Here is a 25834-nt window from a genome sequence, read left to right as displayed (position 1 = left end):
TGACTCGGCTCCAGAATAAAGGAGGCGGGGTCTCCGGCCCCGCGGTCTGTAGAGTGGGCGGAGCGGGAAGGGGATCATGGGACGATTGGAGGGTGAGCGGGGCTGAGACAACCGGACTACGCCCGTAGCGACCTCACATGGTCAGAACTCAAGTCTTGAGTCTTTTGTCTTCCAGTCTGGTGTCTCCCGCTCAGCGGGTCGGGGTGTCCGGTTGTCGAGCAGGAGAAAGGGGCTCTTATTGGTTCAGGGGGGGCACTTCCAAGCAGTTAAAGTTGCATGCGCCGTCATTTGCTCTTGAGTGCTCTGGAACTGCAGAGCCCGATTGACGATGACGAAAAACTTCGCCCACCCCCTCTCGACCTCGCTTCTCCTGCTGACCGCGTGTTCCGCCTCGCTGCTGGGCCAGGTGACCAGTCAGCCGGGCATGGTGGTGCCGCCGCCGTCCAAGCTGATTGAGCCCGGATTGGAAAACGCGGTCAAGTGGACTTGGCGGGTGGTGCCTCCGGCGGATGATAAGTGGGGGCGTCTCATGGCAGAGATTCGGGCAGCATCCGCCCCCGCTGTCGGGGCAATGGGCTCGGGCACCCCTGGCGTTCCCGGAGGGGCGGCACCCGCCATGACTCCACCCCGCCCGCAGGAGTACACTGTGGAGAAAGGGGACGCGATTGCGAAGATTGCCCGCAAGTTCAGCATGTCATCTGATCAACTGAAGACGGCCAATGGCCTGACTTCAGACGTGATTCGGATTGGCCAGACCCTGAAGATTCCCACGCTGGAGGAACTGAAGGCCATGGTGCCGCCCCCGCCGCCCAAGCCAGCGGAGGGCTCGGCTGGGGCGAAAAAAGGTGGCAATACGGCGGCTCCAAAGCCAATGCCAGTGTATGGACTGCAGGCCCAGCAGGAGTATGTGAATGTCCTGCTCCAGGTTTACATGGACCGGGAGGGGTTTTCCTGTGGATACATCGACGGCAAGTCCGGCCCTGTGTTTCAGAAACTGGTGGAGCTCTATCTGACCTCTCACGAGGGGCTGACGGATCAGACATCGCTCGTGGAGCGGGCTCGCTCGGTGCTGGGCGACCCCTTCACCACGTATCATCTGCGCCCGGATGATCTCCGTTTCATCATGGCTGGCCCCTCGGGTGCGGGCACAACGGCCACTGCCCCCCATCGCCCCGCAGCGGCTGGGAAATCTGGGGCAAAGGGGTCGGCGGAGCCTGATCTCACCTATCGGGACCTCGTTGGGCCCCCGTTGTTGCTGTACCGGAGCGCGTGGGAACTGGTGGCGGAGAGGTTCCATTGCGATGAGAGCTTCCTCCGGCGGATAAACACCAAGATCAAAGGTGCGCCAGTGGTGGGGACCAGTTTCAAGGTGCCTAATGTCTTTCCGTTTGAAATCGAGCATGCCATGGAGGGCAGCTTGCAGCCGCTTGCTGACGCGTCGGAGCCAGTTACGGCCTCCATCATCGCACTCACACGCTTGCAGATCTACAAAGCGGGTCGGCTTGTGGCGGTAATGCCGGTTGCATCGGCGCGTCCAGGCCTCCGCGGCCGCAACTTCTGGACGGTGCTGGATGCCATTCCGGCCCCCCGTCTGGCCACTTTGCAGGAAGATCGGGACCCGCCTAAAGCGCCGGCATCGCCTGTGATTTCGATCGGGGCCTCCTCCATCCCCACTCCAGAAGCCGTACCGCCGAAGGCGAAGCTGGAAGAGGAGCAGTTTCTGGGGTCCGGCCCCAATAACCCAGTAGGGGTGGTCTGGATCAATCTAGCCCGGGGCAAAGGTGCAGAGCCCCTGCCGTTTGGGCTGCATGGCACGAGCATTCCCGCAAAGATGAATTCCCAGGAAGGGTTGGGCGGGTTCCGTCTCACCAACTGGGACATCGTCCGGGCGGTCAGGCTTATGCCGGCAGGCACCCAGCTTGAGTGGAAGGAAAATTGAGGCGAGCCGATTGGTCTGGGCGAGATCTGCCTTTCTGGGATCGGGCAGGGGGAGTCATCTAGTTTCTGTTGCCCCGGCGGCACCAACTCAGGGCGAGGCGGCCCAGCCAGTGGCTCCGCAGTTTTTTTACCAGATTGAGGTCGTCCCCTGAACGGGCGATTTTTGCCTCCAACCTCGCAATCTCGGCCGCCAGCTTGTCCTTCTCCCTGCCAACCGACTCCACCTGCTTCTGCTGCATGCGGTTGGTGACATGAAGAGTCTCCACATCGCGTACGGCCACGGCGAGCTGCCGCAGGTACACGAGCGCGGCTTTGCGTTCCGCATCTGCCAGCGTCAGAAGTTCGCGATCATGGTGGATCGGGCGTTGCTGCCAGGACTGGGCCACCTTCTCATGAAGGGCTGACAGAAGGTCGATGGCCTGCCCCATGGAGCATCGAGTGCGAGTCATTTCTGTGGCCGCTTTTGCCGCTTCAGGGTCGTAAGCAGCAAGACAACTCTGCAAGATGGAGGCGTCAAAGCCCGGATCGGCACGCTTGGGTGAAAAGTTCTGATGCTGCAGGGTCAGGAAATTGTTGGCACGGGCCCAGCCGACACAGCTTTGGTAATTGGCGATCACCACGGCACATCCACTCGCCATCGCCTCCAGGGCGGACCGGCCTGAGCCCAGGACGATATCGTAGCGTGGGAGCGCCAGCTCGGGCGTGCGCCGATCTGTCTCTGTCCAGTCGGCCGTGGTTTCCAGCCGGATCTGATGTTGCTCAAAAGCGGGGCGAAGTTTCGCCGCCACGCCCGGCTCACCCAGGCCGCCGCCGAACAGGAGGGCTCGTTCTGGTCTGGCAGAGGGAGTACGGGTGCCCTGAAACCTATGGGTGTCCACCCAGTTGGGGACGGTGGTGATCTGATCCTCTTCCAACCCAAGGTTAATCCGCGTGCAGTCAGCCAGGTCCTGGCACATGGCGATGTAGTGCAGGATGCGCGGGTGGACAGGCGGGCGTTCCACCCAGGGCACCCCGCCGTGGATGTGATAGACTGCGGGTGTGCCTGGAAAAGCCAGCAGGGCGGTCATGGCATCCAGATGGTGCTGGGCGTGGATGAGATCCGGCTTGAATGGGCAAGCATCTGGCTGGGTCAGGACAGGGATGCTGGAGGCGCTCAGCAGCTCGGCCACCTCACCCAAGCTGGAACTGTAAGCTGCCACCTCGTGCCCGCGCAATTGCAGCCCCCGGGCTATTTCATAAACCACCAGTTCCGTGCCGGCACGGGCCGCGAGGGAATGGTTGGTGATGAGAATGCGCATGTGGACTCCGGTCAGTGGGCGAGCGCTTCGACAACGTGATCCAGGAGAGGCTGGACCTTTGGGTGGGCGATGGCCAGGACGACGTCACCAGGCACCAAATGAGGGCGGACAGACTGGGGCCAGGACTCGACGGTGCCGACGCGATGCGTCAGGGTGGCGCGTGCCGAAAGCATGGCTTGCACCGTATCTGAAAAGCCGGGATTGACCGGGGCACACAGGACCGGCTTAAAGACGTCCGCCAGCAGTACCAGGTCGAACTGGCTCATGACCGCGGAAAGTTCCGAGTCCTTACCCGGCAGGCCGTTGACTATGAAAGGCTGGTAGAGCAGCACCAGACGGCGGTCAGGAAATCGAAGGCGAAAATTCTCCTGCACCAAGAGGAGGCTTTCCGGCAGATAGGCAAGATCACGATAGAGATCGATGCCCCGGTGGGACCCGACCAGATCCTGACGCCCTTGCACGCCCTGAAAGGCGGAAAGATGGGCCGCGGAGTGCGCCAGGGGCACACCGTGGTGTTCCGCGGCAACGGCTGCCATCGCGGCATTCAATGCATTGTGGCGCCCGGTGACCGGCAAGAAAAATTTGGTGTTGCCCAAGGTGAACTGGATGCCGTCCTCCTCCTGGTTCCAATCATGGATTCGGATGTCTGCGCTTTCCTCGAATCCCACCCGCTGGCGCATGCAGGGGGCCATCTCTGCCACCTGACGGGAGAGGGGGCCATTGTCGCCTGTTAGCAGCAGACCGTTGGCAGGCAGCTGGCACATGAGCGTACGGAAGTGGTTCAGTGATGACCCATCTCCCTGGTGGTACTCGGGATGGTCTGGGTACACATTGGTGAGGAGGACGGTGGAAGGCCGGTAGTAGGCGAACTTGGGGCTATGATCCCAGAAGAGTGTCTCGTAGTCATCCCCCTCAATCACATTCAGTCCTCTTCCTGGGAAGCGCCCTGGCGGCATCTGGTTCTTGGGCACGCCGCCGATAAAATAGCCTGGGGAGAGCCCTTCCTGCTCCAGGATCCAGGCCAGCATGGTGGTGGTTGTGGTTTTCCCTTTGGTCCCGGCGACGACGACATTCTTCTGGCCGTGAAGGAAGTGTTCCAGGATGAACTGGGGCAATGAATAGTAAGGGATCTGGGCAGCAAGCACCGCCTCCACCTCCGGGTTGCCCCGGGAATATTGCCGGCTGATCACCACCTTGGACGCGCCGATCACGTGGTCAGGATGAAATTCCAGACGGTGGGGCACCCCTTCTGCTTGCAACAGGGCCACTGGCTCGCCGTAGGCGAGGGGTTCATCCGAGCCGGTGACGGGAACGCCCGCGCGATGAAGCGCGACAGCAAGGCTTGACATGCCTTTGCCGCAAATGCCCACAAAATGCACGGGTCCTGCGGCCGAGCAGGATGGGGGAGTTCCCAAATCGATGGTCGAGATCGGGCCGCTGATCATAATTCAGTGTGTCAGGCCGCTGATGCTTCGACAATAAGCATTTTCATCGACAGGAGTGAGGACATGGAGAGGGGGGGCGCCAGGTGGCAGGCAGGGGGGCAAATCTGACGAAGGGGGCGCATGGTAGTTCGTCTGAATCGCGTCTCAGCGGTTGCTGGTTGGCAGGATGTTCCAGCAAATACAGCCGACAGACGATTCAGCTTACGCCCACGCAGGGAGTTGTACCCGCCGGTGCTCTGCCATGCCACGGCATGGAGCAGGCACACGGGTGGTTTCCCCTGTTTGGTTGGCGGCGGGCCGATCCAATAGGCGCGTGAGTTAGTTCCTGGCGCGCCGCCCGCACCAGCTGAGCGCGATGCGACCCAGCCAGTGGCGGCGCAACTGATTCACCAACTGGACATCGTTACCCGTGCGGGAGAGTTTCTTTTCCAGGTGTCCGATTTCATTCGCGAGCTTTTCCTTTGCCCTGGCATAGGACTCGATCTGCTTTTGGTTCCTGCGGTTGGTGACGTGGAGCGCTTCCACATCTCGAACTGCCACAGCGAGCTGTCGGAGATAGTTCAATGCGGCTTTGCGATCCTCCTCTGCGCGCTCCAGCTCCCAGTCACGTGCCGCCTTCTGGCGCTGCGTCCAGCTTCGGACGGTGGTTTCGTACAGTTCCAGCAAACGATCAACGGCACGAATGAGTTCGCATTGCTCCCGGGTCATCAAGGTGACCTTGCGGGCCGACTCTGCATCGTAGGCCGATAGGAAGGTCTGGATGGTGGAGGCATCAAACCCGGGATCTGGACGCTTGGGCGCGAAGTTCTGCCGTTTTAGCATCGCAAAGTTGTCGGGGCGGACCCAACCGGTGCTGCTTTCATGATTGGCGATGATCACGGCGCAGCCGCTGGCCATGGCTTCCAAGGCGGATCGACCAGATGCCAGCGCGATATCGTAGCGGGGGAGGGCGAGTTCAGGCGTTCGCCGGTCGGTTTCGGTCCAGTCCGCTGTGCTATCAAGTCGGATCCCGAGGGGCTCAAAGGCAGGTCGCAGCTTCGCCACCATCGCGGGGTCTCCGAGTCCGCCGCCAAACAACACGGCGCGTTCGGGTTTGGCCGGAGGTTGGTGATTGCCGCGGAAGCGGTTGAGGTCCACCCAGTTGGGGAGGGCGGTTACCTGGTCGCGTTGCAGTCCTAGATTGATCCTCGTGACATCGGCCAGATCCTCACACATGGCGATGTAGTGCAGTATGCGGGGGTGCACCGGTGGCCGTTCCACCCAGGGCACACCGCCATGCGTGTGATAGACAGCGGGAGTGTTCGGAAAGGCTAACAAGGCCGTCATGGCATCGAGATGATGCTGGCCGTGGATGATATTTGGCTGGAAGGGGCAAGCCTCCGGCTGGTTCACCACTGGAATACTGGAGCCTACCATCAACTCGGCCACCTCGCCCAGGGTGGAGCTGTAGGCGGCCACCTCGTGACCACGGCGGCGCAGTTCCCGGCCTATTTCATAAACCACCAGTTCAGTGCCCGCACGGGCGGAGAGTGAATTGTTCGTGATGAGAACGCGCATGAAGAAACGTGGGTCAAAAAAAGTCGGAAGGACTGAGTGAGAGGGGGACGTGTGAAGGGTTGGAGTAAAAGTGGTTCACACTTTGACAGCTCACCACCTGCAATGCCATTTGATGTCGTGGTTATCCACCCAAAACGTGTAACAGAAAAAAGCAATTTGCAGGGTTTGCCGGTGAATATACCCCTTTTAGGTGATGCAGATGCGTGCAAAGCGCGGTGATGAACTGGTAGTTTCATCTACTATCAATACTTGAAATGAGTAGAGTCCGGGTATGCTGTCCGGTAAAGCCTTGCCCGATTCATAACTGGCGGTGGCAGATGTGAAGGAAATAACGCTGCTGGAAAAGTCTGACACTGCGGCATTGCAAGCCATGACCGTAAGGGGCATCCACCACCGGCCAGGCCCAGACATGGGCTGGGTGGAGGAGGTGTCGGGTGCAGGGCGTTGCTCCTTCAAACGATCTCATCGGGAAGGCCTGCCTGAAGATCGCGGGCGGGGTGTTGCCGGCAGAAGGAACTGCCCCCCCCCCGGTGGGGGTGGGGAAGGGATACGGGTTGCGCCTTCACCTTGAGTCTGGATCGAGGCAGGCTACGGTGGCACCGCTTCTCCCCAAAATATCCTGATGATCCGCAATTTTCTCCTCGACTGGTCCGGCACCCTTGCAGACGATCTGGGAGGGGTGCTGGCTGCGACCAATGGCATTCTGGAGCACTATGGAAAAGCCACGCTGGATCGAGAGGGCTTCCGCGCTCTTTTTCGGCTTCCCTATACAGAGTTTTACCGCGAAGTGCTTCCCGAAGTGGACTTGGAGGAGGCCAAAGCGCTGTATCTGCGTCATTTCCCAGACGGAGACGAAGTGGTGCCGCTCCTGCCGCACGCCAGGGCGTTCCTGGAATATGCTGCCGCCACCGGGCGGCGGATGGTACTGCTGAGCAGCGCGCCCCAAGAACATTTTGAGGCGCAGGCGCAGGCCAATGGGGTGCGGGACTTCTTCGAGGCCGCCTATTGCGGAGTGGTGGACAAACGCGAGGCCATTCACGAGATCCTGAAGCGGCAGGCCATGCTGCCAGAGGAGACAGCTTTCATCGGGGACATGCGGCACGATGTGGAGGCGGCGCATGCCGCGGGCGTGTTGTCCATCGCCACAGCAACGGGGTATGAGTCGCCGACGGTGCTGATGCAAGCGCATCCGGAAATCCTCGTACGAGATCTGGCGCGTCTGCCCCAACTGCTTGGGGGCTGGCATGTCCAGGCGACCACTACGACGGGGCATGGGGCAGTGCATCCCTTGGCTACCGTGGGGGCGTTGATTCTGGACCAGCAGGGGAGGGTGCTCCTGCTCAGGACCCATAAGTGGAGCCACAGGTGGGGCATCCCCGGGGGCAAGATCAAGCGTGGGGAGACCTGTGAAGCAGCCTTGCGCCGTGAGATTCTGGAGGAAACCGCACTGGAGTTGCAGGCAGACATTCAGTTTGTGATGGTGCAGGACTGCGTGGAGCCGCCAGAATTCGAGCGGAGCGCCCACTTCCTGCTGCTCAACTATCTGGCAGTCTGCTCCTCGACAGAACCGGAAGTGCATTTGAACGACGAGGCGGAAGCGTTCCAGTGGCTCCAATGGGAGGAAGCCATGAAGGCAGACCTGAATATTCCCACCCGCATCTTGATGGAAGAGATCCGACGCCGCGATGGCTTTGGACTGGTATAGCGTTGAAGTTCAATCATGATCATGATTCACCCGGATGAAATTCAAATAGTGGGCCTGGACCTGCCTGTCCGCATTGGCGTGCCGACGGAGGAGCGGGAGCATTGGCAGGTGCTCTCTGCCGACATCACCCTGGAACTGGCGAGGGGGTTCGACACCATGACGGACGAGCTGTCCTGCACCCTGGACTACTCCGTGGCGGCCAACCAAGCGCGGGATCTCGCGGCGGGGCGTCCCAGGTTGCTTCTGGAGACTTTGGCGGCGGAACTGGTCGGCTTCTTTTTGGAGGATGACCGGGTCGATTGTGTCGAAGTGACGCTCCGCAAGCGTATCCTTCCTGGAACGAATCATGTCGCGGTGAGAATGCGACGCTCAAAGCGGGTGGCATAGCCGTTGAACAAGAAAAACTTGCGCGCGAGCTCGCCCGCATGTTTGTCTAGCCCTACGCCATGCTCCCACATGGTCTGCATCATGTCCGAACGGCCCCTCAACCCCGATCCCGACCAGGAACTTGTCGAACGCTCCCAAAACGGGGATACACGCGCTTTCGATGACCTGGTCAGGAAATACACGCCCAAGCTGTACGGATTGGTTTACAACATGACCTCCAACCGGGAGGACACGGCGGATCTCCTGCAGGACATCTTTGCCAAGGCCTACCGGTCGCTAAAGCGCTTTCAGGGGAAGAGCACGTTCTACACGTGGATCTACTCGATCAGTGTCAATATGACACTCAACTTTCTCAAGAAGCGGGGGCGCTACACCAAGCTGAGCCTGGATGACGTGGACAATGGAATCCAAAATGATCCTGACTTTATCAAGCTCACGTCCGGGGGGAATCCCCTGAAGGATGTAAACATCCACGAACTTCAAAAACGTTTGAACGAGGCCATGATGAAGCTGTCCGAAGACCATCGCACAGTGGTCACGTTATACGACATCCAGGGCTTGCAACATGCCGACATTAGCAAGATCCTGGGGGTGAGTGAAGGAACTGTGCGTTCCAGACTTTTTTATGCCCATCGACAGCTTCAGAATTATCTTGAGGAATTCCGCAAGTAAACCGATAGCAATCGTGGAGAGCACCACCCCATAAGACGCATCCAAGAGGAACTCTATGAGCGACTTCGAAGACATCCAAAACTTGATCCGCTTAAAGCGGCATGAGCAACCCTCTCCCGATTTTGTGGACGATTTTGTTCACTCGTTTCAACAACGCCAAAGGGCGGAACTCCTGAACAACTCTGCGCGGGGGTTGCTCTGGGAGCGTGTGACCACCTACTTTGACGGTCTGTTGGCTCCCAAGTGGGCCATGGCTGGAGCGGCGGCAGTCGCAATGCTGGGGACGGCTATTGTGCTCCGTCCTGCAAACCAGGGGGGCAGCGCCTTTGCCAGCAACGGTGGTGCCCAAGTGCCTGCGGGTACCTACATTGCCCCGATCTCGGACGAGGAAGTGCGCCAGTACCTCCTTTCCCGCCACTACCAGGGTGGATTCGGCGATGAACGTGAGCGCCGTCTCGTGGCCCACGATCAGATGGCCGTGAGCCCCGTCGGGTTCAAGCTGGACGTGGAGTACTAGTTGTCTCCCCTTTAAGGCATAGTCTATTCTTGAAACCCGGACCGAAGTCCGGGTTTTCTTGTATTTTTGGGAATGGGGAGAGTGTCGGGGAGGCGCTTTTGCGCTCGCTGTGATGATGGCCAACCAACTTCGCGCCAGCGTCTTGGTGCTGGTGGCTCGACACCCCTTTCGCCAGCATTCGATGGAGACAGCGAGCGTGATGCGTGGTCTGCTGATCGGCCGCATGGGGGGGATGCCACCCGCTCCATGCCCTGCTCCCATTTTTTCGGTACGAGGAGCGCACAAGCGCCGTCCAAGCGGCGATTCTCGCCGCACTCCCCAGATGCTTCGCATCCATGTGGAGGTCGTTCTTGGGGATGAGGTCATTCAACAGGCCTCCGATGTCGGAGGCCTGTCGGTTTTCAGATGTCTCTGCGTCGGCAACACCTGGCGGCGCAGCCGCTTTGGGACTGCGGTGAGCATCACCGCTTTCATCACGGAGCCCGCCGCCCAAACTTCCGCTCCAGTTCGGCAAAGGAGATCTGGATCAGCGTGGGGCGTCCGTGGGGGCAGCAATAGGGCATCTCACAGGTGAACAGGTCCTGGAGGAGTTTCCGCAGCTCGGGTTCGCGTAAATCATCATTGGCTTTCACCGCGTGGCGGCACACGGTGGTGGCGATCATGTCCTCACCCAACCGGAGGGAGGAGGTGCGGCTGCTGGCGCTGGCCAGCTCCTCCATGATGTCCCGCAAGAGAGCGAGCGGGTCATCCGTGCGGATGAAGGCAGGCATGGCGTCCACCTTGAAGGCGTTGGCACCAAAGGGTTCCGCCTCTACTCCCAGCTTGTGCAGCGTGGGCAGGCTGCGGGACATCATGTCAAAATCGCGCGGCGATACCTCCAATGTCAGGGGCAGCAGGAGACGCTGGCTCGGCACGCCCTGCTGCTCCATGGCGTTGCGCATCTGCTCAAAGAGAACGCGTTCATGTGCGGCATGCTGGTCCATGAGCACGAGCCCCTCGCTGCTTTCCATGAGCACATAGAGTTTGTGTAGCACGCCGAGGATGCGGAAGGAGTCGGCGGACACCTCAGATGGGGCTCCGGGTGGGGGCGGGGCAGGGGAAGGTGTTTGCGACGCCGGGTATTCCGGCGATGGGATTTCTGCGGGCTCCGTGCTGGAGGAGTGAACTGGGGCGTCGGATGGGGCGGGGGCAGTGGTAGCGAAAGGCTGCGGGCGCGATCCGAAGTCCTGCGTCCGTGGGGCTGGCGCGGGACTGTGCCCGGGAGGTGAAGGTGTCCGTTGGGGGAGCTCTGCCCAGTCGCGACGAAGCGATCTTTGTTCGCTTTCTGGGATCAACGGGGGCATTTGTTCCAGCACCTGCTGCCGGGTGGGCTGGGCGGCGCGTTGGGCACCGATGGGCATGTGTCCGGTGGAAATCTCTGCGGAGCCTGCGAGGGCGCGGGAAACGGCTTGAACCACCGCCTCGCGGACGCCGTGACCATCATGAAAACGCACCTCTTTCTTGGCGGGATGGACGTTGATGTCAAAGGCCTCGGGGGCCATGGTGAGAAACAAGAACGTGATGGGGTGCTGCCCCTTCATCAGACTGGTGTGATAGCCCTCGCGCAGACCAAAGTTGACCGTGGCACTGTCCACGGGCCGCCCATTCAGGAAGGTGAGCTGCATCTGCCGGTTGGGCCGGCTCACGCCTGGGCCGCTGATGAAGCCGCTCACGGTGACACCGTTGAGTGTGAAGGATTGAACCTCAATGAGCCGGCGGGCTGTTTCCCGTCCGCTCAGACCCTCAATGCGGTGACGCAGATCTTGGGTGGCGGGCAGATGGAAAAGCACGTCGCCATCGCGTACCAGCGTAAAGGCAACGTGGGCGTTGGCGATGGCGTGAAGCCGGAACTGCTGTTCCACATGCGAGAACTCCGTCTGCTCAGAGCGCAGGAATTTACGTCGGGCTGGAATGTTAAAAAAGAGCGAGCGGGCCTCAACGACGGTGCCGGGAGCGCCGCCATAGTCTTTCACGCTCACCATCTTGCCGCCCTGGATTTCCACCTCCGTGCCGGAGAGAGCCTCCGGCTGCCGGCTTGCCAGGCGGAAGCGTGAGACGCTGGCAATGCTGGGCATGGCCTCCCCGCGGAAGCCAAAGGTGCGGATGGCGGCGAGATCTTCTTTCGTGCGGATTTTGCTCGTGGCATGGCGCTCCAGACAGAGCAGCGCGTCCTCGCGATCCATGCCGTGTCCGTTGTCCGTCACGCGAATCAATGCGGTTCCACCGCGCTGCACATGCACCTCTACATGGGAGGCTCCGGCATCAAGACTGTTCTCCACCAGTTCGCGCACGACGGCGGCAGGCCTTTCCACGACTTCTCCTGCTGCTACCTGGCTTGCAAGGGCGTCAGAAAGGATGCGAATTTTGCTCATTGGAATCTTGCCAGAAATGAAAAGCCTGCTACGTAACTTTTATCAGCGTCCGCCGCGCTCATCCATCAGAGTGGCTAAAGCCACCGTTACTCACGATGAGTCTGTTTTATGGCGCGCCGACGCTTGCCCTTGGTCATGATTGCCGTCACTGATAACGCCGTCAAACATCTGCGTGAGCTTTTGGAAAGCCAGAATGCTGCCGCCGGTGTGGGCCTCCGTCTGATGGTGAAAAAAGGGGGCTGCGCGGGCTGGGAATATGCGATGAAGCTGGACTCGCCCGGTGCCGCCGACCGTGTTTTTGGCCCGGAAGGGGTGTCTGTTTTTGTGGATCCAGAGAGCCTCGAATACCTCGATGGCTCCCAACTGGACTACAGCGAGGGTCTGAGCGATGCCGGTTTCAAAGTTGAGAATCCAAATGCTGCAAGGAGTTGCGGATGTGGATCTTCTTTCGAACCAAAAAACAATTAAGGCGTCGAAAGTGATCGAGAAATCCCTACAAACGCCTTTCTCATTGGTGATAGAGCTGGTAAGATACACCGATGGTACAGATTTCTTAACAATTTTTGCCTGACTCCAATTTCATGAATGCTCAATTTCTCAGTGGTTCTGACTACCGTGCCCGTGGGGGAGGTGGCAGCTACAACGCCAAGAAGGGCAAGGACAGTGGTCTGTTTTGGTGGACCATCCTGATCACTCTGCTCCTGGGCCTGGCCACCTTCTGCTGGTTTTTCAGCATCATGGTTTTCAAGTACCCGGAGAAACCTTTCAACTATCGGCTTCTCACCAAGCTGGAAAAACTCGATCCGATCAAGAAGTTTGACCCCCTCCTCATCCCCAAGGGCAATTTTCTCGCCCCCCGGGATTTGTTGAAGAAGTATTACGACTACAACCCGGAGCAACTCCAGGTGGTCAACGATCTGCTCAAGCGCTCTTACATCTTGAACTACTCCGAGGAGAGCCCGGTGTATGTGAAGGGCAACTACATTGTAGTGAGTGCCCGTGCCCTAGCCGCGGGGGACTTTGTGGATCAGGGCTGGATTGTGCGCCTCCGCTCGACCGAACTGGAAGATGTGGAAGTGGAGTTTCTGTTCCCTGGTGCGGGCATTGATGCCGCTCCCTATCATGAAGGGGATAGCATCGCCTTGGACAACAAGACCACCTTCGGCAGTGTCATCCACGTGGAACGCAACTACGCGACTGATGGCATTTGCGCCACCGTGGTTCCGATCGCCTACGGTGAGTTCGCAGTGGGCGATCAGCAGAAGGTGGAACTGCTGCCTCCTGGGATGCTGAATGTGGCCGCAGCGTTGCCGATCACCTCGTTTGACGAGAGCAAGGCGAGTGTCTCCACCAAGGTGGCAGCGCAGTCTGGGTTGAAGTAACGCTTGCCGGACAGATCAACTTTTTGCAAGGGCGGAACCCGGAGGTTCCGCCCTTCGCTTTTATGGCTAATCGCGGAAGGGGTTCAATCAGGCTCAACTCACCTTCCGGGCTGCGGCACCAATGATGACTCCTGCACCGAAGGCGATGAGAATGGACGTGAGGGGGTGGGAGTAAAACTGGGCTTCAGCCTGCTGGCAGAGCCAGCCTGTGACATTATGGCTGGCAGTGGGTGGCTGGGGCGGCACCGATTGGTGCGGCGGTCCGCCTTCGCTGATCATGGTTTGGGCCGCTTCTTCGTCTGTCAGGGCCACCAGAGGCGCTGGTTCATGGCTGGGATTCATACACAGGGACATCGAACTTCCGATCCCGTCCGCGTGTATGGCTTCCTTCCTGGGGTAGGGCGTCGGCGACGCAGCGCCACACTGGCCAGCGCGATTTCGTCGAAACGGGTCATCAATGTGGAAGTGTCTGACGCGGTGACAGTGATGGTGGTGCATCGAGGGTCAACGACAGGCCCATGACCGTGGACGAAGAGCGGGTGACGGTGATGTACGCCGTGTGAATGGCATCGTCGTTGATGCCGAAGCCGGTGCTGGAGGCCGCTTTGTTGCTCCGGTCCGTGCCGCCCGGGATGAGTAGTCTCGCCATGTTTTGTGCTATTCAATGAGTAGAACAGCCAAAAATGTGATAGTATGGATAATTTAATAATCACAATAATTGTAATTTGAATTGAACTTCGAAAAGTGGTTGGATGTTGGGCGAACCTGAATGTCTGAATGGTCATGAATGAATCAGCCATCAAGGCATCAGCATGCCTGATGTTATGAGTGCACCCGCAACCCCAGCGTATGAGCGGAATCTTCCGGCGGAGTTGTACAAGGTGCGTCCCCATATCTGGGTGGGAGACATGCTCTTGGACTGGGCCACCATCGTGGCCACGTTCTTCGCCTATGCATGGGTTGATTCCATTTTCTTCGCCCCTGTCGCTGCCTTGATGATCGGTGCCCGTATCCAAGCGCTCGGACTCCTGGTGCATGACGCCACCCACCGCGTGGCGTTCAAAACAAAGTGGCTCAATGAATTCCTGGGCGAGACTCTGGTGGCATGGCCGCTCTTCATCGTCATTGAGAAGGGCTATCGGACGTGGCATTTTGAGCATCACCGCCATTTGGGCACTGACCATGATCCGGAGCTGGACTCCTACCGATCTGATTCGCCATACGACAAGCCCGTGACCTGGCGTCGGGTGTGGCGTTATTTCGTGACGGATCTTCTGGGACTGGGGCTCTACGATCTCTTCAAGTTCCTCAAGGCCATCTTCCCATACAAGCAACCGTGGCGGATTCTCGGGCCGTTGGGCATGTATGCGGCATTCTTTGCGCTCACTTTTTGGCTGGATGCACTGTGGGTCTTTTATCTCTGGATCTGGTCCATTGTCGCAGGCTTCTGGGCGGTCTTCCGCATCCGGACCTGGACGGAACATGTGGGGATCGAGCCCCGGGGCAAGGAGACCTCCCACCGCTTCTCGCCAGGCTGGGATACTCATTCCCCCGGTTGGCTGGGCAAGTTCCTCTTCTTTCCCCACAACACATTCTGCCACTATGAGCATCACAAGTTCCCGCAGGTGCCCTATTACAACCTGCCCGCCCTAAGGAAGGTGGAGGAATCCCGGCCGGTGACTCCACTCGGGGATCTGTTTCCGGCGACGTAGGGAGATTGCGCGTTTGGATGGTGGACAGCCCTGAGATCCGGCCGCATAGCCATTCCTGAACCAGCGAAGCATCTCAACCAGGGCGGAGCCCGTCTCAACCAGCCTGCCCCCTCGGGGCGCGTCTCAACGGCGAAGCCCCTCAACTGCCCGAACTCTCCTTATTACCAGTTGTCAGGGGCGCACCTAGGGCGGAGTATCCCGCCCTTTTTTCATTTTCAGAGTCATGAGCAGCGAGCGCCGCAAGCAGTATCCCTTCGACGAGTTTGAACCCCAATGGCAGGCCCACTGGGATGCCAACAAGTCTTTCCGCACCCTCGGGCCGGGAGACGAGGGTTTTGATGCCAGCAAGCCGAAGTACTTCGTGCTCGACATGTTCCCGTATCCCAGCGGTCAGGGCCTGCATGTGGGCCACCCTGAGGGTTACACCGCTACTGACATTGTGGCACGGTACAAGCGTATGACGGGCCACAACGTCCTGCACCCGATGGGCTGGGACGCCTTTGGTCTGCCGGCGGAGCAGTATGCGATCAAAACCGGCCAGCACCCGCGGACTACCACGGAGAAGAATGTGGAGAACTTCCGCAATCAGCTCAAGCGCCTGGGCTTTGCCTACGACTGGGATCGGGAAGTGAACACCACGGATCCAGGTTATTTCAAATGGACGCAGTGGATCTTCACGCAGCTTTACAATTCCTATTTCGACCCGGCTACCAAGATGGCCCGGCCCGTGCAGGAACTGGAGGCGCAAGGATTGTCCCGGGATGAAATCGACGCCCGTCGTCTGGCCTTTGTCTCCGAGGCTCCGGTCAATTGGTGCCCGGAGCTGGGCACGGTGCTGGCCAATGAAGAGGTTATCGATGGCAAGAGCGAGGTCGGTGGCTTCCCCGTGGAGCGTCGGCCTATGCGGCAGTGGATGCTGCGCATCACTTCCTTTGCTCAACGTCTGATGGATGAACTCGACGGCCTGGACTGGCCGGAGAGCATCAAGCTGCTGCAGCGCAACTGGATCGGCCGCAGTGAAGGGGCTGAGGTGGCCTTCCAGATTGAGAATCCGGAATCCGTCGGCGTCTCGCATGCGGTGACGGTGTTCACCACCCGCCCTGACACGCTGTTCGGAGCCACCTACATGGTCCTGTCTCCTGAGCATCCGCTGGTGTCGGAACTGACCACTGCGGCCCAGAAAGACGCGGTGGAGCAGTACCGCAAGGCGGTGGCCAGCAAGAGCGATCTGGAACGCACGGAACTGGCGAAAGACAAGACGGGCGTGGACACTGGAGCCTTTGCGGTGAATCCGGTGAACGGAGCAAAGATTCCGGTCTGGATCGCGGACTACGTGCTCATGAGCTATGGCACGGGAGCCATCATGGCCGTGCCTGCGCATGATGAGCGGGACTTTGAGTTTGCGACCAAGTTCAGCCTGCCGGTGGTGCAGGTGGTGGAGCCGCCTGCCGGCACGGAGTGGCGCGGCTATACCGATGACGGGGTGGCGGTGAACTCTGGCTTCCTGAACGGGCTGACCACACCTGAGGCGAAGCAGAAGATTTCTGCCTGGCTGGAGGAGAAAGGGCTGGGCAAGGCCAAGGTGAACTTCAAGCTGCGGGACTGGCTCTTCAGCCGTCAGCGTTATTGGGGTGAACCCTTCCCGGTGATTTGGGAGGATGGTCGTCATCGTGTGGTCCCGGAAGGGGACCTGCCGGTGCTGCCGCCTGATCTGGATGACTTCAAGCCCACTGGCACGCCCGAACCCCCGCTGAGCAAAGCGGTGGACTGGGTGCGCTACAGTGAGACGGCGACGCGTGAGCTGAACACGATGCCCCAGTGGGCGGGCTCGTGCTGGTACTACCTGCGCTACTGCGACCCCAAGAACAGCGGCCGTTTCATTTCGAAAGAAGCCGATGCCTATTGGATGGGCTCCTCCGGCAAGCCCGGTGGTGTGGATCTGTATGTGGGCGGCACGGAGCACGCCGTGCTGCACCTGTTGTACGCCCGCTTCTGGCACAAAGTGCTTTATGATCTGGGTCATGTCGTGACTCCTGAACCCTTCCAGAAGCTGGTGAACCAGGGGCTCATCCTGGGCGAAGACAGCCAGAAGATGTCGAAGAGCCGCGGCAACGTGGTGAACCCGGATGATGTGATCGTCGAGTACGGGGCAGACTCTCTGCGCCTGTACGAGATGTTCATGGGTCCGCTGGAGCAGGTGAAGCCCTGGAGCATGAAAGGCGTGGAAGGCGTGTACCGCTTCCTGGCCCGCGTGTGGCGTCTGGTGCTGGAAAGCAACCAGGAAGGGGAGTGGACGCTGTCTCCTCAGCTCCACGATGTGCCGGTGGACAAGAAGCTCAACAAAGTGATCCACGAGACCATCAAGAAGGTGGGCGAGGACATCGAGCGTCTGGGCTTCAACACCGCGATCAGCCAGATGATGGTGCTGACGAATGCCTTCACGGCGGCAGAAGTCCGGCCGGTGGCCGGGGTGGCGACACTGTTGCAGGTGCTGAATCCCTTTGCTCCGCATGTGACGGAAGAATTGCAGGCGCGTCTGGCAACCGCGTTCCCTTCTGCGAAGAAGAGCGGTTTGCTGTCTGAGCAGACGTGGCCGACCTTTGATCCCGCCGCGCTGGTGGAGGACGAAGTGGAAGTCATCATCCAGGTGAATGGCAAACTGCGCGATCGCCTGACGGTGGCGCGTGAGATCAGCAAGGAAGCCCTGGAAGCCCAAGCCATGGCCAGCCCCAAGGTGGCTGAGTTCACGGCAGGTCTGACGGTGCGGAAAGTCATCGTCGTTCCCGGGAAACTGGTGAACGTGGTGGCGAACTGAGGCAGGGAGTGAAATCCGCCGCACCTGTCTCTGAGGGGTGCGGTGGGAGTATTGGGCGTGGTTTGGGTCCGTTGCCTCTCGGCGTCCCTGACCGCGTTTTTACAAACGCAGCCACGAGCTGCTTCTGGGGGGGCGGGTGGGGCTGAAGCTGTGAGCTTCTTCCTGCTTGCTGCCTTGCCACTCTGTGGGATTCGCTCTATGGCTGGGTGACCAGTTGCAGCACCTTAAGTGAGCCCTCGCCCCGTCTATGCGCATTGCCATTGTCCACTATGCAGCTTCGCCGGTCATTGGCGGGGTGGAAAGGGTGATCGAGCAGCAGGCGAAGGTGCTCAGTGATCACGGGCATAAGGTGATCGTGATCTGTGGCAATGAGGGCGCTGCGGTCGCCACGGCGGAGATGCGAATTTTGCCCGGCCTGAAGGCGAATGTAGCCTTGGACGAGGTGAAGGGGGATCAACTGTTCAAAGACTTGGCAGGGGCCTTAACGGAGGCGGACGTTGTGCTCGTTCACAATATGCTCACGATGCCGTTCAACTGGGCGGCTTCTTCAGCATTGGCGGGTTTGAGTCGCGACCTGCCCGAGGTCCGCTTTGTGAACTGGATACATGACGTGGATGTTTTGCGGGAGGCCTTCACCGCGCTGGATGCACGGGTGGTCCATGTGGCGGTATCGGAAGTGCGCCGACAGTATTTTTCTGAGCGTCTTGGAGTGCCGGTTCCGGAGTGTCGCCTCATACCCAATGGGGTGGAGGTGACAGAGGCGCTCGGGCTGACACCCAGTGTGGCGCGGTTCGTGCAACGCACGGAGGTGCTGGACCGGGAACTTGTGCTCGTGCATCCCACGCGTGTCCTGGCAAGGAAGAATATCGAGATGGGGCTGGCCATCACGGCGGCCCTGCGGGATGCCGGGTGCGATGTGGCTTACGTTGTGACGGGTGCACCTGACCCACACCGTAAGGAGTCGGCGGCCTATGCAGATCAAATCGCGGAGACCCTTTCCCAGTTTGGGTTGGAAGATCGGGTGCACTTCCTCTCCCGTGATTTTTCCGTGACGAATGCGGACGTGGCCAGCCTGTACCGGCTCGCAGACGCGCTCATCTTCCCCAGTCGCAGCGAGGGGTTCGGTCTTCCTTTGGTGGAGGCTGCCCTGCATCGGTTGCCGGTGTTCTGCTCAGACATCCCGCCGCACCGGGAGGTGGCGGGGGATTTTGCAGTGTTTTTTGATCTGGCATCACCTCCAGCAGAAGTGGCGCGGTTGGTGCTTAAAAGTGTGAGGTCCGATCATTGTAGTACGGTCAGGAAGACCGTCATGCGGCGATTCGGGTGGAAGCACATCTTCAAGGAATACCTTGAGCCTCTGATCAAGGAACGCTAAGTAGTAAAACATGGCCCTGACGTACCCACTCGACGAGCAAGCCCGGAAAATTCTAGACGCCACTCACACCGATCCCTTCAGCTATTTGGGACCCCACGTCTCCGCTGATGGAAAAGTCACGGTCCGCTCCCTCCAACCCCAGGCCCATACTCTGAGCGTGGTGCTCAATGCCACCGGAGAGACTTTTGTTGGAGATCTGCTGCATCCCAATGGACTGTTCGAGGTGGCCCTGCCTTCGAAATGCTGGGGGCAGCCGTATGAACTGGTCTGGCATACCCAGGATGGGAAGGTGCACCGCCAGTCGGATCCCTATTCCTTTGGCCTCTGCCTGGGGGAGCAGGACATGCACTATTTCCGCGAGGGCAAGCACTGGCATCTGTATGAGGTGCTGGGGGCGCATCGCAGGACGTTCAACGGGATCGAAGGGGTTCTCTTTGCCGTGTGGGCCCCGAATGCGAAGCGGGTCAGCGTGGTGGGGGATTTCAACGGCTGGGATGGTCGGGTGAACCCCATGCGCTGCCGGGTGGAGTCTGGCATCTGGGAGCTGTTCATCCCCGGGCTGGCCAGTCTGGTGCACTACAAGTTTGAGCTCATTGGGGAGAATGGGGCCCTCTTCATCAAGAGTGATCCCTTTGCCTTCTTCTCCCAGCATGGGCCGCAGACCGCCTCGCTCACGTGGGACTTCCACCACTATCGGTGGAGCGATGACGCCTGGATGAGCCAGCGCAAGGACCGCAGCCTCTACCGCACGGCCATGAGCATCTACGAGGTGCACCTCGGCTCCTGGCGCAGGCGGGAAGGGGGGCGGATGCTCACGTATCGCGAACTGGCCGATGAGCTGATCCCGTATGTGAAGGATCTGGGATTCACGCACATCGAGCTCATGCCAGTGAGCGAGTTCCCCTTTGACGGATCTTGGGGCTATCAGGTGGGAGGGTACTTCGCGCCGACGAGTCGCCATGGGAATCCGGATGAGTTCCGGGAGTTTGTGGATCGCTGTCACCAGGCTGGCCTGGGGGTGATCGTGGACTGGGTGCCGGCGCACTTCCCCAAGGATGCCCACGGTCTGGCGCGCTTCGACGGTACGGCGCTCTATGAGCATGCCGACCCCCGCCAGGGCGAGCACATGGACTGGGGCACTCTGATCTTCAATTTTGGTCGCAATGAGGTGAGGAATTTCCTCATCGCCAATGCCCTCTTCTGGCTGGAGATGTACCACATTGACGGCATCCGCGTGGATGCGGTGGCCTCCATGATCTACCTGGACTACTCCCGCGAGGCGGGCCAGTGGGTGCCCAACCGCTACGGCGGACGCGAGAACTTGGAAGCCATCGAGTTCATGCGGGAGCTGAACTATCAGTGCTACTCCCGCTTCCCGGGCATCGCCATGATCGCTGAGGAGAGCACGGCCTGGAGCGGGGTGTCCCGGCCGGTGAGCACGGGTGGTCTGGGTTTTGGCTTTAAATGGAACATGGGGTGGATGAACGACACCCTGCGCTACATGGAAAAGGAGCCGGTGCACCGCAAGCACCACCATGGGGAGGCCACCTTCTCCATGCTCTATGCCTATGATGAGAATTTCATCCTCGTGCTCAGCCACGATGAAGTGGTGCATGGCAAGAAGTCCCTCCTGGACAAGATGCCGGGGGATCGCTGGCAGAAGTTTGCCAACCTGCGGATGTTCTATGCCTGGATGTGGATGCACCCCGGGAAGAAGCTCCTGTTCATGGGCTGCGAGATCGGCCAATGGAGGGAGTGGAACTACCAGCAGTCTCTGGACTGGGAGGTGCTCTATGGTGAGGAACACCGCGGGCTACAGTCTATGGTGCGGGATCTGAACCACCTGTACACCCGTGAGAAGGCGTTGCACAGCCGCGATCATGAGGCCGGAGGCTTCTGGTGGTTGGAGCCCAACGACTATGAGAACAGCCTCTTCGCCTTTGGCCGCAAGGACCCGGAGGGGCGTACTTGCTATGTGCTCGTGAACGCCACCCCGGTGCCGCGTCCGGGCTACCGGATGGGGGTGGAGGAAGCTGGCTTCTACAAGGAGTTGCTCAACTCGGATGCCGTCAGCTATGGTGGCTCTGGGGTGGGGAATGCCGGCGGAATGCAGGCGCAGCCCACCCCGTGGCAGGGCCAGCCATGGTCGGTGGAGGTCACGGTCCCGCCTTTGGCCACGGTGGTGTTGCAAAGGGCCTAGTCGCAGACGTTTACCGTACCGGGGCACTCGCCTTGGCTCCTCCTTGCTCTGGAGGGGGCTGGCGGTGTCCCGGAAATGAGGTACATTCTTGCTATTGAGGAGTGATTGCCCCATCCTCAGAGAAAATTATCAAAGGAAAGCTGCCATGAGTTTGCCGCAGATTGCAGGTCTTGAGTTGCAGGATTTGATTGGAAAGGGGAGTTGCGGAGCGGTTTACCGGGCAGTCACGGCGGACAACCGGACTACCGCCGCGGTCAAAGTCTTCAGCAGCATGGCGATCAATCGCAAGCTGCTGGGCATTGCCATGCGGGGCCTCCAGCAGATGCCGGAGCATCCGGGATTGCTCCCGGTCACAGCGTTCGATTTTGACAGCAGCCCCTACTTCGTGGCCACGCCGCTGGTGGGTTTTACCACCGAGGATGGCAAGGGCCGCCGTACATGGGAGACGCCCACGCTGGAAAGCTGCTGTGGCAATGTGGGGCCGGAAGAAGCCTGGCGTTACATCTATGAGGTGTGCGACGCCATGGCATGGCTGCACAAGCACAACCTGGTGCATTGCAATCTGAAGCCCCGGAATGTGCTGTTGGAGGATGACCCCGCCAGCGCCACAAAGATCACTGACGTCGTGCAGGGCTGGATAGGGGGCGTGCATCATTTTGAAGCGACAGACCACTTTATGTATGTGCCGCCGGAGCAGGCGGAGCATCCTGATGCCCTGGCCACTCAGGGGACGGCTTGGGACGTCTATGCTTTCGGCGTAGTCGCCTATCGGCTGCTCACAGGGCGATTCCCTCGTGCGGAGGAAGAGTACGAACGCCAGCGCAAGCGTCACACGGGTGACCGCGGGGGTGTGTCAGCCACTTTTGACAATCCGGCTATCATGGCGGCCGTGCGTCGGCAGCCCGAGATTGGCTGGCCCACGAAGACCCGCACGAAGTGGGATGAGCGCCGACGGCAGGTCGTCGAGCGCTGCCTGGCGCTGGATCCACGACATCGCTGGCCTGATCTACGGGAAGTCATGCGAGAGTTCGAGCGACTGGAGGCGGACTACCTGCTGGAAGATGCCCGGGGCAAGATCGATGTGGAGCGTCGTCGCCAGATCCGGCGGTTGGTGCTGCTCCGGTCCACGTCCATCATTCTCGCCGCTGCATTCCTGGTCGCTGCGGTCTATGGCACCATTTATGGATTTGCTACGACGCGTCGGGCGAAGAAGGCGGAAACTGCCAACGTCCAGAAGGATGCCCTGTTTGAGGTGACCGTGACGGATCTTCAGTCCCAGGTGGGCAATCTGGCCCGTGAGGTGGCGGCTGCCAAGGCGGCCAGAATCAAGTCCGAGGCCTCTCTAGAGATGTCTCATTCTGCGGTGGATCAGTTCCTCACGCTGCTCCTGCAGACGCCGACAGGTCTGGGCCTGCAGGCTGAGATCTCCGCCAAGCAGGTCAATGATGCGCTGTCTTTCTACGAACGGGAGCGCGATCGCATCAAGGAGGATCCCGAGCGGTTGCCTGAGCGGGCTCGCAACTACTTCAACACGGCGCAGTTGCTTCTTCGCAAGAATCAACGACCAGAGGCGGCGAACTGGATGGAGGAGGCGCAGATGGCTCTGGCGACCCTGCTGAAAAACGAGCCGGATCACAAAGACAAGGCGCGGCTGGAGACGATGCTGGGGCGCACCTGCCGGTGGCTCGGCTTGCTCAAGGCGGAGGCGGGGCACCGCAGTGATGCCCTCGTGCTCTACCAGCAGGCGGTGACTTTTCTGACGCCCGCAGTGGAGGCGAATCCGAAGGATCGCAACACGCGTTTCGAGTGCGCCTCGGCCTGGTATGAACTGGGCAAGCGGGCCCGCCGCGATGGCGAGGGGGCGGTGGCGGAGCATGCATTGGGAAAAGTGCCGACCGTGCTGAATCCCAAGCTCGTAGGCGAGGAACTCTCGGCAGATGAGCAGTTTCTGCTTTCACGCAGCCAGATCGAGCGGGCGCTCTCTCTGCGGGATGAGGGCAGGCTCGATGATGCAATGCGTTCCCTCTTCGACTCCATGGAGGTGATGGTGAAGCTGGTGGAGCGCTCCAAGCCCAACAACCAGGAGCAGGCGCTGACGCTGGCGGAATCGTACATCGAGTTCGGGGAAATAGTCGCTGGGAAGCTCGGTAACACGGATGCCAAGGATGCCCAGTCAGAGGCTCAGGCGATCTTGATAGAGCTGGTCCGCGTGCACCCGCAGTGGGCGGACGCCCGCTTTCTTCTGGCTCGCAACTATGGGGACCTTGCTGCGCTGGAGCGTGACATGGGCAATGCTGCTGAAGCTCGCCGCAAACAGGACATGGCGGTGAAGACCATGGAAGACCTCAGCAAGGACAATCCCGACAACACGCGCTTCCTCACCGAGCTGGCCCGCCAGCAGGGCATGAGTGCCCAGTTGATGTGTGATCTGGGCAAACCCAAGGATGCCATTCCAGTGGCCAATCAGGCGATTGACCGGCTCTCTGGCCTGCTCAAGGAAGGGGGGGCTCATCTGGATGAAATGGATCGCAAGAGCTGTGGCGTGTTGCTGGCTCAGCTGTATGGCATCCTGGGGCACAGCGGTGAAGTGGCCAAAGACTCCAAGCTGGCCAAGGTGTATTTCACCAAGGCGTCTGAGCAATGGTCGGCCGTCCAGACCCGACACGGCACGGATGAAACGATCGAGGCTGGACTTTCCTGGAGCAAGGAGAGACTGGGGAAGATCAAGTGAGTTGAGGCGCTGCGCTGGTTGAGCGATGGGAATCTCGTGGCTGCGTTCGTGAGAACGCGGAGAGGGTGTCCAACGCACGAATCACGTTACTTGCCCTCAAGACGCTGCATGCCATGGCGCACCCCTCCGCACTCTGACGAGTGCAGCCACTAATTTCCTAGGTGCTCCCGCCAAAGGTGACTCGTGGCTGCGTTCGTGAGAACGAGGAGAGGGTGCCCAACGCACGAATCACGTGGCTTGCCCTTGAGACGTTGCATGCCATGGCTCACCCCTCCGCACTCTGACGAGTGCAGCCACTAATTTCCTAGGTGCTCCCGCCAAAGGTGACTCGTGGCTGCGTTCGTGAGAACGCGGAGAGGGTGCCCAACGCACGAAACACGTGACTTGCCCTTGAGACGCTGCATGCCATGGCGCACCCCTCCGCACTCTGACGAGTGCAGCCACTAATTTCCTAGGTGCTCCCGCCAAAGGTGACTCGTGGCTGCGTTCGTGAGAACGCGGAGAGAGTGCCCAACGCACGAAACACGTGACTTGCCCTTGAGACGCTGCATGCCATGGCGCACCCCTCCGCACTCTGACGAGTGCAGCCACTAATTTCCTAGGTGCTCCCGCCAAAGGTGACTCGTGGCTGCGTTCGTGAGAACGCGGAGAGGGTGCCCAACGCACGAAGCACGTGACTTGCCCTCAAGACGCTGCATGCCATGGCTCACCCCTCCGCACTCTGACGAGTGCAGCCACTTGCTGCCTCTGTGCTCCCGCCACAGGGCACTCGTGGCTGCGTTCGTGAGAACGCGGAGAGGGCGCCCAACGCACGAAACACGTGACTTGCCCTCAAGACGCTGCATGCCATGGCGCGCCCCTCCGCACTTTGACGAGTGCAGCTACTTGCTGCCTCTGTGCTCCCGCCACAGGGCACTCGTGGCTGCGTTCGTGAGAACGCGGAGAGGGTGCCCAACGCACGAATCACGTGGCTTGCCCTTGAGACGTTGCATGCCATGGCGCACCCCTCCGCACTCTGACGAGTGCAGCCTCTAATTTCCTAGGTGCTCCCGCCAAAGGGTGCTCGTGGCTGCGTTCGTGAGAACGCGGAGAGGGTGCTCAACGCACGAAGCACGTGACTTGCCCTTGAGACGCTGCATGCCATGGCGCGCCTTCAGCACTCTGACGAATCTAGCTACGAGCCTCCTTGCGAGCTGCTGGGTACGCTCAAGGATGATACTTGACGAGTGTGTGGTCTTCTCCATCAAGCTCTTCGTTGATTATTTCCTCGATGATGGGCCAATCTCCTCCAGCGAGTCCTGCTCCGATGAGGGGATAGCCGATGCGCCAACCGTGGTAGCTGTTTTTGATCGCCCTCATTATCGAGCGGATCGCGTTGTAGTCAGCCTTGACCCCCGTGCCACGCCAATGAAACTGGGTGTAGGCGTTGACGATGGTGAGCTTGGTGCCGTCACGGTTCACGGAGGCCTGAGATATCGTTCCCAGCTTTTCACGATCACCTTTCTTGGTTTGACAATCGGCTTCGTAAGCCTCTGGAAAGAGGGATTTGATCGATTTGGCAATGCCGGCCCCCATGGTGCAATGGCAGTTGCAGCCGTGGACGATGACGTCGAATTCTCCCGCCAGGGCGAGTTTCAACAGATCACCTTGTATCTTCTTCATGCTTCGATGTGAGTTTGCAAAGGCCAG

Annotated in this window: 19 protein-coding genes; 12 read left to right on the top strand and 7 right to left on the bottom strand. The window is 59.9% G+C overall.

Annotated features, from left to right (window positions below):
* The first annotated feature begins 328 nt into the window (after positions 1-328).
* Entirely contained in the window at positions 329-1939 is a 1611-nt protein-coding gene (locus VSP_RS20060) for a LysM peptidoglycan-binding domain-containing protein (protein ID WP_009962932.1), read from the top strand.
* Between the two features lie 58 nt (positions 1940-1997).
* On the opposite strand, the gene VSP_RS20055 is transcribed toward VSP_RS20060, so the two are convergent.
* From VSP_RS20055 to VSP_RS20045, 3 genes are all read right to left on the bottom strand, one after another.
* Entirely contained in the window at positions 1998-3236 is a 1239-nt protein-coding gene (locus VSP_RS20055; RefSeq protein ID WP_009962930.1) for a glycosyltransferase, read from the bottom strand.
* An 11-nt stretch (positions 3237-3247) separates the two neighbouring features.
* On the bottom strand, positions 3248-4681 hold the full coding sequence (locus tag VSP_RS20050) for a Mur ligase family protein (RefSeq protein WP_009962929.1): 1434 nt from the start codon (positions 4679-4681) through the stop codon (positions 3248-3250).
* Positions 4682-4999: 318 nt separating this feature from the next.
* Entirely contained in the window at positions 5000-6238 is a 1239-nt protein-coding gene (locus VSP_RS20045; RefSeq protein ID WP_009962927.1) for a glycosyltransferase, read from the bottom strand.
* A gap of 622 nt (positions 6239-6860) precedes the next feature.
* On the opposite strand from VSP_RS20045, the gene VSP_RS43125 reads away from it, so the two are divergent.
* From VSP_RS43125 to VSP_RS20020, 4 genes are all read left to right on the top strand, one after another.
* Positions 6861-7943, top strand: coding sequence for an NUDIX domain-containing protein (locus tag VSP_RS43125; RefSeq protein WP_009962925.1), 1083 nt, complete (start codon positions 6861-6863; stop codon positions 7941-7943).
* Positions 7944-7958: 15 nt separating this feature from the next.
* Complete coding sequence (locus tag VSP_RS39725; protein ID WP_009962924.1) at positions 7959-8330, top strand: dihydroneopterin aldolase; 372 nt, start codon at positions 7959-7961, stop codon at positions 8328-8330.
* An 81-nt stretch (positions 8331-8411) separates the two neighbouring features.
* Positions 8412-9002, top strand: a complete 591-nt coding sequence (locus tag VSP_RS20025) for an RNA polymerase sigma factor (protein ID WP_156345590.1) — start codon at positions 8412-8414, stop codon at positions 9000-9002.
* A 55-nt stretch (positions 9003-9057) separates the two neighbouring features.
* Positions 9058-9519 (top strand): hypothetical protein, encoded by a 462-nt coding sequence (locus VSP_RS20020; protein WP_009962922.1) that lies wholly within the window; start codon positions 9058-9060, stop codon positions 9517-9519.
* Between the two features lie 473 nt (positions 9520-9992).
* Here the strand turns inward: VSP_RS20020 and mutL are convergent, their stop codons facing one another.
* On the bottom strand, positions 9993-11930 hold the full coding sequence (gene mutL, locus VSP_RS20015; protein ID WP_009962921.1) for a DNA mismatch repair endonuclease MutL: 1938 nt from the start codon (positions 11928-11930) through the stop codon (positions 9993-9995).
* A gap of 135 nt (positions 11931-12065) precedes the next feature.
* Here mutL and VSP_RS20010 point away from each other — a divergent pair, with 135 nt between their 5' ends.
* On the top strand, positions 12066-12398 hold the full coding sequence (locus VSP_RS20010; protein WP_009962919.1) for a HesB/IscA family protein: 333 nt from the start codon (positions 12066-12068) through the stop codon (positions 12396-12398).
* A 113-nt stretch (positions 12399-12511) separates the two neighbouring features.
* Entirely contained in the window at positions 12512-13312 is an 801-nt protein-coding gene (locus VSP_RS20005; RefSeq protein WP_009962918.1) for a hypothetical protein, read from the top strand.
* Between the two features lie 93 nt (positions 13313-13405).
* Here VSP_RS20005 and VSP_RS20000 read toward each other — a convergent pair whose 3' ends face one another.
* Entirely contained in the window at positions 13406-13654 is a 249-nt protein-coding gene (locus tag VSP_RS20000; protein ID WP_009962917.1) for a hypothetical protein, read from the bottom strand.
* A gap of 112 nt (positions 13655-13766) precedes the next feature.
* Complete coding sequence (locus VSP_RS19995) at positions 13767-13961, bottom strand: hypothetical protein (RefSeq protein WP_009962916.1); 195 nt, start codon at positions 13959-13961, stop codon at positions 13767-13769.
* A 175-nt stretch (positions 13962-14136) separates the two neighbouring features.
* Between VSP_RS19995 and VSP_RS19990 the strand changes: the two genes are divergently transcribed.
* The 5 genes from VSP_RS19990 to VSP_RS19970 all read left to right on the top strand — a co-directional run bounded on the left by VSP_RS19990 (position 14137) and on the right by VSP_RS19970 (position 24145).
* Positions 14137-15024: a fatty acid desaturase gene (locus VSP_RS19990; RefSeq protein ID WP_009962915.1), complete on the top strand. Its 888-nt coding sequence runs from the start codon at positions 14137-14139 to the stop codon at positions 15022-15024.
* 223 nt (positions 15025-15247) lie between these two features.
* Complete coding sequence (gene leuS, locus VSP_RS19985) at positions 15248-17839, top strand: leucine--tRNA ligase (protein ID WP_009962914.1); 2592 nt, start codon at positions 15248-15250, stop codon at positions 17837-17839.
* A 247-nt stretch (positions 17840-18086) separates the two neighbouring features.
* A complete protein-coding gene (locus VSP_RS42465; RefSeq protein WP_009962913.1) occupies positions 18087-19214 on the top strand; it encodes a glycosyltransferase family 4 protein in 1128 nt (375 codons plus the stop codon).
* Between the two features lie 10 nt (positions 19215-19224).
* Positions 19225-21414, top strand: a complete 2190-nt coding sequence (gene glgB, locus VSP_RS19975; RefSeq protein ID WP_009962912.1) for a 1,4-alpha-glucan branching protein GlgB — start codon at positions 19225-19227, stop codon at positions 21412-21414.
* 145 nt (positions 21415-21559) lie between these two features.
* Complete coding sequence (locus VSP_RS19970; protein ID WP_009962910.1) at positions 21560-24145, top strand: protein kinase domain-containing protein; 2586 nt, start codon at positions 21560-21562, stop codon at positions 24143-24145.
* A gap of 1206 nt (positions 24146-25351) precedes the next feature.
* Here VSP_RS19970 and VSP_RS19965 read toward each other — a convergent pair.
* Positions 25352-25807: a macro domain-containing protein gene (locus tag VSP_RS19965; protein ID WP_009962909.1), complete on the bottom strand. Its 456-nt coding sequence runs from the start codon at positions 25805-25807 to the stop codon at positions 25352-25354.
* Positions 25808-25834: the final 27 nt, after the last annotated feature.

It is taken from the genome of Verrucomicrobium spinosum DSM 4136 = JCM 18804 (assembly GCF_000172155.1).
GTDB classification, from domain to species: domain Bacteria; phylum Verrucomicrobiota; class Verrucomicrobiia; order Verrucomicrobiales; family Verrucomicrobiaceae; genus Verrucomicrobium; species Verrucomicrobium spinosum.
This window is presented reverse-complemented; position numbering and strand designations above follow the sequence as displayed.

Coding starts and splice junctions, on each gene's coding strand:
- VSP_RS19995 (WP_009962916.1), bottom strand. CDS start 13,961: ATGGCGAGACTACTCATCCCGGGCGGCACGGACCGGAGCAACAAAGCG.
- glgB (WP_009962912.1), top strand. CDS start 19,225: ATGGCCCTGACGTACCCACTCGACGAGCAAGCCCGGAAAATTCTAGAC.
- VSP_RS19990 (WP_009962915.1), top strand. CDS start 14,137: ATGAGTGCACCCGCAACCCCAGCGTATGAGCGGAATCTTCCGGCGGAG.
- VSP_RS19970 (WP_009962910.1), top strand. CDS start 21,560: ATGAGTTTGCCGCAGATTGCAGGTCTTGAGTTGCAGGATTTGATTGGA.
- VSP_RS20050 (WP_009962929.1), bottom strand. CDS start 4,681: ATGATCAGCGGCCCGATCTCGACCATCGATTTGGGAACTCCCCCATCC.
- VSP_RS20025 (WP_156345590.1), top strand. CDS start 8,412: ATGTCCGAACGGCCCCTCAACCCCGATCCCGACCAGGAACTTGTCGAA.
- VSP_RS19965 (WP_009962909.1), bottom strand. CDS start 25,807: ATGAAGAAGATACAAGGTGATCTGTTGAAACTCGCCCTGGCGGGAGAA.
- VSP_RS20010 (WP_009962919.1), top strand. CDS start 12,066: ATGATTGCCGTCACTGATAACGCCGTCAAACATCTGCGTGAGCTTTTG.
- VSP_RS20005 (WP_009962918.1), top strand. CDS start 12,512: ATGAATGCTCAATTTCTCAGTGGTTCTGACTACCGTGCCCGTGGGGGA.
- VSP_RS20045 (WP_009962927.1), bottom strand. CDS start 6,238: ATGCGCGTTCTCATCACGAACAATTCACTCTCCGCCCGTGCGGGCACT.
- VSP_RS20055 (WP_009962930.1), bottom strand. CDS start 3,236: ATGCGCATTCTCATCACCAACCATTCCCTCGCGGCCCGTGCCGGCACG.
- VSP_RS20000 (WP_009962917.1), bottom strand. CDS start 13,654: ATGAATCCCAGCCATGAACCAGCGCCTCTGGTGGCCCTGACAGACGAA.
- VSP_RS43125 (WP_009962925.1), top strand. CDS start 6,861: ATGATCCGCAATTTTCTCCTCGACTGGTCCGGCACCCTTGCAGACGAT.
- VSP_RS42465 (WP_009962913.1), top strand. CDS start 18,087: ATGCGCATTGCCATTGTCCACTATGCAGCTTCGCCGGTCATTGGCGGG.
- leuS (WP_009962914.1), top strand. CDS start 15,248: ATGAGCAGCGAGCGCCGCAAGCAGTATCCCTTCGACGAGTTTGAACCC.
- mutL (WP_009962921.1), bottom strand. CDS start 11,930: ATGAGCAAAATTCGCATCCTTTCTGACGCCCTTGCAAGCCAGGTAGCA.
- VSP_RS39725 (WP_009962924.1), top strand. CDS start 7,959: ATGATCATGATTCACCCGGATGAAATTCAAATAGTGGGCCTGGACCTG.
- VSP_RS20060 (WP_009962932.1), top strand. CDS start 329: ATGACGAAAAACTTCGCCCACCCCCTCTCGACCTCGCTTCTCCTGCTG.
- VSP_RS20020 (WP_009962922.1), top strand. CDS start 9,058: ATGAGCGACTTCGAAGACATCCAAAACTTGATCCGCTTAAAGCGGCAT.